The organism is Paraburkholderia sp. BR10954, assembly GCF_040965775.1.
Classification (GTDB): Bacteria; Pseudomonadota; Gammaproteobacteria; order Burkholderiales; family Burkholderiaceae; genus Paraburkholderia; species Paraburkholderia youngii.
The window spans coordinates 1-1065 of record NZ_JBFRCK010000173.1 but is presented as its reverse complement, the minus strand read 5'-3'; the positions used below and the strand labels follow the sequence as shown (position 1 = coordinate 1065).

Below are 1065 nucleotides of genomic sequence, written 5' to 3'. Positions count from 1 at the left end.
TCCACCAGTTGTTCGAAGAGCAAACCAAGCGAACGCCCGAAGCCGTGGCCATCGTTCACGAAGGCGAGCAACTCAGCTATGCACAACTCAATGCGCGCGCCAACCGGCTTGCCCATCAACTCGTCGCGCTGGGCGTCGCGCCCGATTCCCGGGTGGCCATCTGCGTGGAGCGCTCTGCCGCCATGATCGTCGGTCTGCTGGCCATTCTCAAGGCCGGCGGCGCCTATGTGCCGCTCGATCCCGCCTATCCGGGAGAGCGACTCGCTCACATTCTCTCCGATGCCCAGCCCGCCATCGTCCTGGCCGATCAGGCCGGCAAGGAGGTACTGGGCCAGGCGTTGGCCGGTTACACCCTGATCGACCCCAACGACGCTCCTGGACAACCCGAGACCAATCCTCAGATACCGGGCCTTACCTCACGCCATCTCGCTTATGTGATCTACACTTCCGGCTCCACTGGTGCCCCAAAGGGGGTGTGCATTGAACATTGCTCGATCGTTAATTACGCATCATATGCGGCTGAACGATTTGGTGTTGCTGACGGTCACGGCAGTGTGCTTTCCTCTTCTATCAGCTTTGACTTGGGCCTCACGGCCTTGTATCCTGCGCTAATTTGTGGGCGCCGGTTATACCTCTCTTCTGAGGGCAATTCCAAGCTCGACTGGCGTCAAGCCATTGTTGACGGTAACAATTTATCACCGGTCAAACTTACGCCCTCCCATTTAGAGGCACTTCGAGGGATACTACCCGTCGAAGCGATGGCAGGGCGCATTTGTACTCTGGTCGTGGGGGGAGAAACCTTACGGCATGCGCAAATTGAAATATGGCAAACCTATGCTCCAGAAACACGGATTTTCAACCACTATGGACCGACCGAGACGACGGTCGGCTGCGTTGTATACGAAATAAAAAAATCTGCCGAACATAGCGAACCAATCCCGATTGGCCGGCCGATCTCGAACACTCGGCTCTACCTGCTAGACAGCCACGGTCAACCGGTGCCGCTAGGCGCAGTGGGTGAACTGTATATCGGCGGCGCAGGCGTGGCTCGTGGCTATCTGAACC

1 protein-coding gene is annotated in these 1065 nt (G+C 57.7%); it reads left to right on the top strand.

Features of this window, described 5'->3' with window-relative positions:
- A partial coding sequence (locus AB4Y34_RS41665; RefSeq protein WP_368719285.1) for an amino acid adenylation domain-containing protein occupies nucleotides 1-1065 on the top strand: 1065 nt, incomplete at both ends.